The 8858-nt window shown below is 69.0% G+C and carries 7 protein-coding genes; 5 read left to right on the top strand and 2 right to left on the bottom strand.

Going from position 1 to position 8858, the window contains the following annotated elements; genetic code table 11:
• A partial coding sequence (gene secF / locus ACI379_RS11945; RefSeq protein ID WP_439792314.1) for a protein translocase subunit SecF occupies nt 1-1206 on the top strand: 1206 nt, incomplete at its 5' end.
• A 78-nt stretch (nt 1207-1284) separates the two neighbouring features.
• On the top strand, nt 1285-3291 hold the full coding sequence (locus tag ACI379_RS11940; protein ID WP_439792313.1) for an ATP-dependent DNA helicase: 2007 nt from the start codon (nt 1285-1287) through the stop codon (nt 3289-3291).
• A gap of 61 nt (nt 3292-3352) precedes the next feature.
• Here the strand turns inward: ACI379_RS11940 and lexA are convergent, their stop codons facing one another.
• Nucleotides 3353-4096, bottom strand: a complete 744-nt coding sequence (lexA, locus tag ACI379_RS11935) for a transcriptional repressor LexA (RefSeq protein ID WP_439792312.1) — start codon at nt 4094-4096, stop codon at nt 3353-3355.
• 317 nt (nt 4097-4413) lie between these two features.
• On the opposite strand from lexA, the gene ACI379_RS11930 reads away from it, so the two are divergent.
• Complete coding sequence (locus ACI379_RS11930; RefSeq protein WP_439792311.1) at nt 4414-4764, top strand: LysM peptidoglycan-binding domain-containing protein; 351 nt, start codon at nt 4414-4416, stop codon at nt 4762-4764.
• A gap of 101 nt (nt 4765-4865) precedes the next feature.
• Here ACI379_RS11930 and ACI379_RS11925 read toward each other — a convergent pair whose 3' ends face one another.
• On the bottom strand, nt 4866-5228 hold the full coding sequence (locus ACI379_RS11925; RefSeq protein WP_439792310.1) for a hypothetical protein: 363 nt from the start codon (nt 5226-5228) through the stop codon (nt 4866-4868).
• 415 nt (nt 5229-5643) lie between these two features.
• Here ACI379_RS11925 and nrdR point away from each other — a divergent pair, with 415 nt between their 5' ends.
• Both nrdR and ACI379_RS11915 read left to right on the top strand, forming a co-directional pair.
• On the top strand, nt 5644-6153 hold the full coding sequence (nrdR, locus tag ACI379_RS11920) for a transcriptional regulator NrdR (RefSeq protein ID WP_439792309.1): 510 nt from the start codon (nt 5644-5646) through the stop codon (nt 6151-6153).
• Nucleotides 6154-6269: 116 nt separating this feature from the next.
• On the top strand, nt 6270-8858 hold a 2589-nt coding region (locus tag ACI379_RS11915), incomplete at its 3' end, for a vitamin B12-dependent ribonucleotide reductase (RefSeq protein WP_439792308.1).

Here is an 8858-nt window from a genome sequence, read left to right as displayed (position 1 = left end):
ATGGGGCTGCGGCGCGCGCTGGCGATCGGCTTCAACAAGGCGTGGAGCGCGATCCTCGACTCCAACGTCACCACGCTGCTGGCCGCGGGCCTGCTGTTCATGCTCGGCTCCGGCGCGATCAAGGGCTTCGGTGTCACCCTGACCATCGGTGTCATCGCGTCGATGGTCTCGGCCCTCATCGTGGCCCGTGTCCTCACCGAGGTCGTGCTCTCGAACCGCTGGGTGGCGAGCAAGCCCAAGCTCACCGGTCTGGGGTACGTCGGCTCGGTGCGCACCTGGATCGAGAAGAAGAACTTCAACATCATGGGCCGCCGCGCCCTGTGGCTCGGCATCACGGGCGCGATCCTGGTGGCTGCGCTCGCGGGCATCGGCGCCCGTGGTCTGAACTGGGGCCTCGAGTTCACCGGTGGCCGGGTCCTGGAGTACTCGACCACGCAGGACCTGTCCGTCGACGACGCCCGTGAGGCTGTCTCCGAGGCCGGCTTCCCGACCGCGACGGTGCAGGAGGCCGACAAGGGCGAGCGCATCGCCGTGCGTGTCGGTCAGATCAGCGACGAGGAGGCGACCTCGATCGCCGACGCGATCTCCGAGGCCGGTGGCGGCGCCGAGCTCGTTCGCGACGAGAAGATCTCGCCGTCCTTCGGTGACGAGCTCAAGGACAAGGCGATCATCGCCTTCCTGCTCGCCTTCGCAGCCCAGGCGATCTACCTCGCCTTCCGGTTCAAGTGGACCTTCGGTGTGTCGGCAGTCGTCGCCATGGCGCACGACGTCCTCATCGTGGTCGGCCTCTTCGCCTGGTTGGGCAAGCCGATCGACGGCATCTTCCTGGCGGCGATCATGACCGTCATCGGTCTGTCGGTGAACGACACCGTCGTCGTGTTCGACCGCATCCGCGAGAAGTGGTGGGGCTCCAAGCCGGAGGAGGAGTTCGCCGACGTCGCCAACAAGGCCTGCCTGGAGACGGTCCCGCGTACGGTCAACACCGGCCTGGGCGCCATGTTCATCCTGGCGGCCCTGTGGATCCTCGGTGGCGACTCGCTGGGCGACTTCGCCCTGGCCCTGCTCGTCGGTCTGATCGTCGGCACCTACTCGTCGACCTTCATGGCGACGCCGCTGCTCACGTACCTGCAGGCCAAGTGGCCGATGAGCCGCGTCAAGCGGGTGCGTGCCGAGCGCAACCCCGAGGACTCGGGCGCGGTGATCTGAGGCCGGGCGGGCCGACTGTCTGACTCACCCCTGACAGGGGTGCGCGGGGCTGTCGGAGGCTGCGTCTAGGGTGCTCAGGTGCCCGAAGCGAAGTCTCCCGACAGCCCCGTTCGTCATGCCCTGGGCACCGCCGTCGCGGCGTTGGGAGGACAGCCCCGCGAGGGGCAGGTACGCATGGCCGAGGAGGTCGCCTCCGCGCTGGGCGCCGAGACCCACCTGCTGGTCCAGGCGGGCACGGGCACGGGCAAGTCGCTCGGTTACCTGGTGCCGTCCCTGCTGCACCCCAAGCGGGTCGTGGTCGCGACCGCGACGCTGGCGTTGCAGCACCAGCTGGTCGAGCGCGACATCCCGCGTCTCGTCGAGGCGGTCAAGCCGATCAAGGGCCTCGACACCTCGTACGCGGTGCTCAAGGGCCGCAGCAACTACGCCTGCCTGCACCGGATCCGCGCCGGGGTGCCCGACGACCAGGGCACGCTGGTGGAGGTCCCGCTGGGCGCGATGGCCGAGAAGGTGCTCGAGCTGCGCTCCTGGGCCGAGGAGGAGGCCGAGCAGGGCGGGTCCGGCGAGCGCGACAACGCCCCCCGCCACACCGACCGGGAGTGGCGCCAGGTCAGCGTCAACCACCGCGAGTGCCTGGGCGCCACCAAGTGCCCGTTCGGCGCGGAGTGCTTCGCGGAGCTCGCCAAGGAGAAGGCGGCCCGCTCGCACCTGATCGTCACCAACCACTCCCTGCTGGCCATCGACGCCGTCGAGGGCGTCCCGATGATCCCCGAGTACGACGCGGTCGTCATCGACGAGGCCCACGAGCTGGTGGCCCGCGTGACCCAGGCGGCCACCGACGAGCTGTCCGTCGCCGACATCGAGCGTGCCGCCCGGCGCGCGGCGCGCTGGGTCACCGACGCCGAGGGCGACCCGGCCGGCGACCTGGAGGACGCCGCAGGCGTGCTGCGCGAGGCGTTCGACGCGGCGCCGGCGGGTCGGTTCGACCACGTCCCCGACCAGCTCTCCGACGCGCTGGTGGGCGTGCGCGACGCGGCCCGGTCCTGCCTCTCGGGCTTCCCGCGCGAGCAGGGCGGCGAGCAGAACGCGGACGCCGGGCGTACGCAGGCCAAGGGCATGGTCCAGGACGTCTTCACCAACGCCGAGCGGATGGCGGCCTTCTCCGAGGCCGACGTGCTGTGGCTGACGGAGTCGCGGGAGCGGATCCCGGCCCGCCTGCACGTGGCCCCGCTGCAGGTGTGGGGCCAGATGCGCGACAAGCTGCTCACCGAGCGCACCGTCGTCTTCACCAGCGCCACGCTCATGCTGGGCGGCGACTTCGGCTCGGTGGCCTCGTCGGTGGGGCTCAAGCCCACCGAGCGCGAGGTCGAGTACGGCACCGCGGTGCCCACCGAGGGGGTGCTGCCGTGGCGGGCCATCGACGTGGGGTCGCCGTTCGACTACGGCCAGCAGGGCATCCTCTACATCGCCAAGCACCTGCCCGCGCCCGGGCGCGACGGGCTCGGCAAGGCGCAGCTCGACGAGATCTGCGACCTGATCGACGCCCTCGACGGCCGGACCCTGGGGCTCTTCTCCTCCCGACGCGCGGCCGAGGCCGCGGCGGAGGAGGTGCGCAAGCGGCTGGGGCACCTCACGACCCTTGTCCAGGGCGACGCGCAGCTGCCCGAGCTCGCCAAGCAGTTCGTGGAGGACCCGCACACGGTCCTGTTCGGGACGCTGTCGCTGTGGCAGGGCCTCGACGTCCCGGGCGACACCTGCCAGCTGGTGCTGATCGACAGGATCCCGTTCCCGCGTCCGGACGACCCGCTGATGTCGGCGCGCCAGCGGGCCGCCGACCGTGCCGGCGGCAACGGCTTCATGCAGGTCGCCGCGACGCACGCCGCCCTGCTGATGGCCCAGGGGGCGGGGCGTCTCATCCGCACGACGACCGACAAGGGCGTGGTGGCGGTGCTCGACCCCCGGTTGGCAACGGCGCGCTACGGCGGCTTCCTGCGCTCCTCGCTGCCCCCGATGTGGACCACGGTCGACCCGGCCCTCGTACGGTCGGCGCTGGGGCGTCTGGCGCAGACTGCGTCGAAGGACTGAGAGCCCGGACGCACGACTGCCCGCCCCCGGTCGAGGGAGCGGGGCAGTCGAACGAGGAGGGTCAGACGCTGCGCAGGACCGCGGTGACCTTGCCGAGGATGGTGGCGTGGGTGCCGTCGATCGGCTCGTACGCGCTGTTGTGGGGGAGCAGCCAGACCTTGCCGTCCTTGCGCTGGAACGTCTTGACGGTGGCCTCGCCGTCGATCATCGCGGCGACGATGTCGCCGTTGTTGGCGTCGGGCTGCTGCCTGATCACGACGTAGTCGCCGTTGCAGATCGCGGCCTCGATCATGGAGTCACCGGCGACCTCGAGGAGGAAGAGGGTGCCGTCGCCCACGAGCTGCTTGGGGAGCGGGAAGACGTCCTCGACGCGCTCCTCGGCCAGGATCGGACCGCCGGCGGCGATCCGCCCCAGGACCGGGACGTTGCGCGCCACGGGGGCGGCGTCGCCGATGCCGGTCTCGTCGTACGCGGTCTCCTCGGCGGAACCCATCGCGCGCCGGGCGGCCATCACCTCGGGCAGGAAGACCTCGAGGGCGCGGGGGCGGTTGGGGTCGCGCTTGAGGAAGCCCTTGCTCTCCAGCACGCGGAGCTGGTGCGCGACGCTCGAGGACGAGGTCAGACCGACGGCCTGGCCGATCTCACGCATGCTCGGCGGGTAGCCGCGCTGCTCGATCGAGTCCTTGATCGTGGCCAGGACACGCTGCTGGCGCGGCGTGAGGCCGGTGGCGTCGGGCGGGCCGTCGGGCAGCTCCAGCACCTTGTTGTCGGGGGAGTCCCCCGAGGGGCTGTCCTTGTGGGCCATGCCGTCCTCCTGCGGTCGCGTCGATCAGTGCCCTCACCGTAGACCGTGGGACGCGCGAGTTTCAAACACCTGTTCGAAACTCGCGCGCGTGTCGCCGACGACCCGCCGTTCGAACACGCGTTCGGCGAAATGCTTGCGTTGTTCGAACATGCGCTCTAATCTCGTACATGTGTTCGATCGAACACCTGATCGACGGGCTCGGCGGCCCGGGTTCGAATGGCCGGGCCAGTGGCTCCGCAAGGAATGTCAGTGGCTCTCCGTAGAACTCTCCTCGTCGGTTCCGATCAGCCGGCAGCCCACTTCCCCAGGAGGCCACCATGTCCGCAGCAGTCATCTCCCCGAGCTACGTCCCCCAGGCCCGTCGTGCCGGTTCGACCGTGCGACTGACCCGTCGCGGACGGCTCGTGGTGTTCCTCACTGCCCTGCTGCTGGCGCTGACTGCGGCACTCTTCCTTGCCGGCGGGGCCATGGGCACCACCGAGGCGGGCGAGCTGCCGCCGACCGAGATCGTGGTCGTCGGCACGGGTGACACCCTCTGGGGCATCGCCAGTGACGTGTCCGGCGGCGAGGCCGTCCGCGACACGATGCGCGAGATCCAGGAGCTCAACGCGCTCGACACCGCTGTCCTCCAGGCGGGGCAGAAGCTCCGCGTCCCGGTCGAGGGCTGACGCAGACTTCCGCCGGCCGATTCGACCCCGGCCGGCGGAACCAAGGGGAAGACGATGGGTGGGCCCGGGAAGGCCCACCCATCGCCCATGTCTGGGGTGCGTCACCTCGCGGCGCGCTTGCCTCCGGGGGAGCGGGGCGGGGTGGGGGAGCCGCTAGCCTCGTCGGTCCCGGCTGACTCGTCGTCCGCGCGGATGATGCCGAGCTTCTCCAGCAGGAGGGAGCCGAGCATGAGCCCGAAGAAGAGGCAGGCCATCGCGCCGACGCCGGCCAGGGTCATGAACCCCCAGGCGGGCGTCTCGCCGGTGCGGGCGGTGACGCCGAACTCGATGGCGGCGTACACGAGGAACCCCCAGGCGATCACGCAGGCGGTGATCCCCGCGCAGATCAGCAGGGTGCCGCGGCCGAGGCTCGGTCGGGTGGCTGGTGCACGTCGCGACCCTGCGCGCTTCCCCCTGGATGCCACGTGGTCATTGTGTCCCATGCACCCCAACGGCGTCGGAGGAACGGCGGGACCCACCGTCCCCGTGCGTCACATCAACCACGTGCCGAGACGTCTCGGAAGAAGTTCTGGAAGGGCTTAGCCGTACTGACCTGCGCATTTGCTGGTCCAGTCCGGATGCGGGCATTCGAAGTCGGCGTTTCGGGTTGCATCCCTAGTGAGGTCGCCGTACGGTTACCACTACATCTAGTAGTTACACCGCTGTGGTTTTCCACATCTAGTTCACAAGAACCGGATGAATTCCCACAGACGGGCTACTGGTTGTCCACAAGAAGAGGACGTCTGTCCACAGGGTGGGGTTGCTCAGGGGTGAGCGGCCCCGGCATGCCCGGACCGGCTCCAGCCACACGCTCCAGAACTTCTGGAAGGGGGATCCGCGATGCACTGCCCGTACTGCCGGCACACCGACACCCGGGTCCTCGACAGCCGTGTGGCCGACGACGGCGGGTCCATCCGCCGCCGCCGCACCTGCTCGTCCTGCGACCGTCGGTTCACCACCGTCGAGAAGATGCAGTTGACGGTCCTGAAGCGCTCCGGCGCCACGGAGCCGTTCAACCGCGACAAGGCGATCTCCGGCGCCCGCAAGGCGTGCAAGGGACGTCCCGTGACCGAGGACCAGCTGGCCTGTCTGGGCCAGGAGGTCGAGGACGCTCTGCGTCTGAGCGGTCAGGCCGAGGTCCCGGCCCACGAGGTCGGCCTCGCGATCCTGGCTCCGCTGCGAGAGTTGGACGAGGTCGCGTACCTCCGCTTTGCCAGCGTCTACCGGGCGTTCGAGTCGGCTGCCGACTTCGAGTCCGAGATCGCGATGCTGCGCATGGAGCGACGCGTCACCCCCGGCGATGCCGCCACCACCTCGGTGGACGTCATCGCCGACTCAGCCTCTGGCTGACCACAGTCGACCTGGCAGGTAGTGGGGAAGCTGCCTGCCAGGTCTCATGCCCCCAAAAATGTCGGACCCGACCGGCATCATCAGGGAACCACCACGAGGGATTCGAAGGAGAACCCATGACCGAGACGGTGAGCACCGGCACCGCGCGCAAGGGCAAGGGCCTCAAGCTGGAGCGCGTCTTCAGCACGAAGGGGACCCACCCGTACGACCAGATCAACTGGGAGCGGCGCGACGTCGTCCAGAAGAACTGGAAGACCGGGGAGACCGTCTTCGAGCAGCACGGCGTGGAGTACCCCGACTTCTGGTCGGTCAACGCCTCCACCATCGTCACCACCAAGTACTTCCGCGGCGCGGTCGGCACCGACGCCCGCGAGTGGAGCCTCAAGCAGCTCGTCGACCGCGTGGTCAAGACGTACACGAAGGCCGGCGTGGAGCACGGCTACTTCGCCACTGCCGGTGACGCGGAGATCTTCGAGCACGAGCTCACCTGGCTGCTGGTCAACCAGTACTTCTCCTTCAACTCCCCGGTGTGGTTCAACGTCGGCACCCCGTCGCCGCAGCAGGTCTCGGCCTGCTTCATCCTCTCGGTCGACGACTCCATGGACTCGATCCTGAACTGGTACAAGGAAGAGGGCTTCATCTTCAAGGGCGGCTCCGGTGCCGGCCTCAACCTCTCCCGCATCCGTTCGTCCAAGGAGCTGCTGTCCTCGGGTGGCACCGCGTCGGGCCCCGTCTCCTTCATGCGTGGCGCGGACGCGTCGGCTGGCACCATCAAGTCGGGCGGCGCGACGCGTCGTGCGGCCAAGATGGTCGTGCTCGACGTCGACCACCCCGACATCGAGGAGTTCGTCGCGACCAAGGCGCGCGAGGAGGACAAGATCCGCGCGCTGCGCGACGCCGGCTTCGACATGGACCTGGGCGGCGCCGACATCACCTCCGTCCAGTACCAGAACGCCAACAACTCGGTCCGGGTGAGCGACGAGTTCATGCGCGCCGTCGAGGACGGCACCGAGTTCGGCCTGCGCTCGCGCAGCACCGGCGAGGTCATCGAGACCGTCGACGCCCGGGACCTGTTCCGCAAGATCTCACAGGCCGCCTGGGAGTGCGCCGACCCGGGTCTGCAGTACGACGACACGATCAACGACTGGCACACCAACCCCGAGACCGGCCGGATCACCGCGTCCAACCCGTGCTCGGAGTACATGTCGCTCGACAACTCCTCGTGCAACCTGGCCTCGCTCAACCTGCTCAAGTTCCTCAAGGACGACGACACCTTCGACGCCGCCCTGTTCGCGAAGGCCGTCGAGTTCATCATCACCGCGATGGACATCTCGATCTGCTTCGCCGACTTCCCGACCGAGTCCATCGGCCAGACCACGGTCGACTACCGCCAGCTCGGCATCGGTTACGCCAACCTCGGCGCGCTGCTGATGGCGATGGGCCTGGGCTACGACTCCGAGGGTGGCCGCTCGATGGCTGCCGCCATCACCTCGCTGATGACCGGCACCTCGTACAAGCGCTCCGCCGAGATCGCCGCGGTCGTGGGCCCGTACGCCGGCTACGCCCGCAACGCCGAGGCCCACAAGCGGGTCATGCGCAAGCACCAGTCGGCCAACGACCAGGTGCGCGTGCTGCACACCGAGGACGGCCGCGTCCACAAGCTCGCGACGAAGGCCTGGGCCGACGTCATCAAGCTGGGCGAGAAGAACGGCTTCCGCAACGCACAGGCCTCCGTCCTCGCGCCGACCGGCACCATCGGCTTCATGATGGACTGCGACACCACCGGCATCGAGCCCGACTTCTCCCTGGTGAAGTTCAAGAAGCTCGTCGGTGGCGGCTCCATGCAGATCGTCAACCAGACGATCCCGCGTGCGCTCAAGAAGCTCGGCTACCAGCCGGAGCAGGTCGAGGCGATCGTCGAGTACATCTCCGAGCACGGTCACGTGGTCGACGCGCCCGGTCTCAAGACCGAGCACTACGAGATCTTCGACACCGCGATGGGCGCCCGCGCCCTCAAGCCGATGGGCCACGTGCGGATGATGGCTGCCACGCAGCCGTTCCTGTCCGGCGCCATCTCCAAGACGGTCAACCTGCCGGAGACGGCGACCGTGGAGGAGATCGAGGACGTCTACCTGCAGTCCTGGAAGCTCGGCCTCAAGGCGACCGCCGTCTACCGCGACAACTGCAAGGTCGGTCAGCCGCTGGCTGACGGTGGCGGCAAGGCCAAGAAGGACGCGGCTGCCGCGGCTGCCTCGGCCGAGGCCGTGGAGACCAAGGTCGTGGAGAAGGTCGTCTACGCCCCGACCCGCAAGCGCCTGCCGAAGTCCCGCGTCTCGCGCACCACGTCGTTCACCGTCGGCGGTGCCGAGGGCTACATGACCTCGGGCGCTCACGACGACGGCCAGCTGGGCGAGGTCTTCCTCAAGCTCGGCAAGCAGGGCTCGACCCTGGCCGGCGTGATGGACGCCTTCTCGATCGCCGTCTCGATCGGTCTGCAGTACGGTGTCCCGCTGGAGACGTACGTCTCGAAGTTCACCAACCTGCGCTTCGAGCCCGCCGGCCTGACCGACGACCCCGACGTCCGCATGTCGCAGTCGATCATGGACTACGTCTTCCGCCGGCTGGCGCTCGACTACCTCGACTTCGACACCCGGTCGTACATGGGTATCCACACGGCCGAGGAGCGAGCCCGCCAGCTCGAGACC

This window comes from Nocardioides sp. (genome assembly GCF_051876515.1).
In the GTDB taxonomy this organism is placed as follows: domain Bacteria; phylum Actinomycetota; class Actinomycetes; order Propionibacteriales; family Nocardioidaceae; genus Nocardioides.
Note: the sequence above shows the minus strand (reverse complement) of the source record. Positions and strands in the feature narration are given on the sequence as shown.

Coding starts and splice junctions, on each gene's coding strand:
- ACI379_RS11930 (WP_439792311.1), top strand. CDS start 4,414: ATGTCCGCAGCAGTCATCTCCCCGAGCTACGTCCCCCAGGCCCGTCGT.
- nrdR (WP_439792309.1), top strand. CDS start 5,644: ATGCACTGCCCGTACTGCCGGCACACCGACACCCGGGTCCTCGACAGC.
- lexA (WP_439792312.1), bottom strand. CDS start 4,096: ATGGCCCACAAGGACAGCCCCTCGGGGGACTCCCCCGACAACAAGGTG.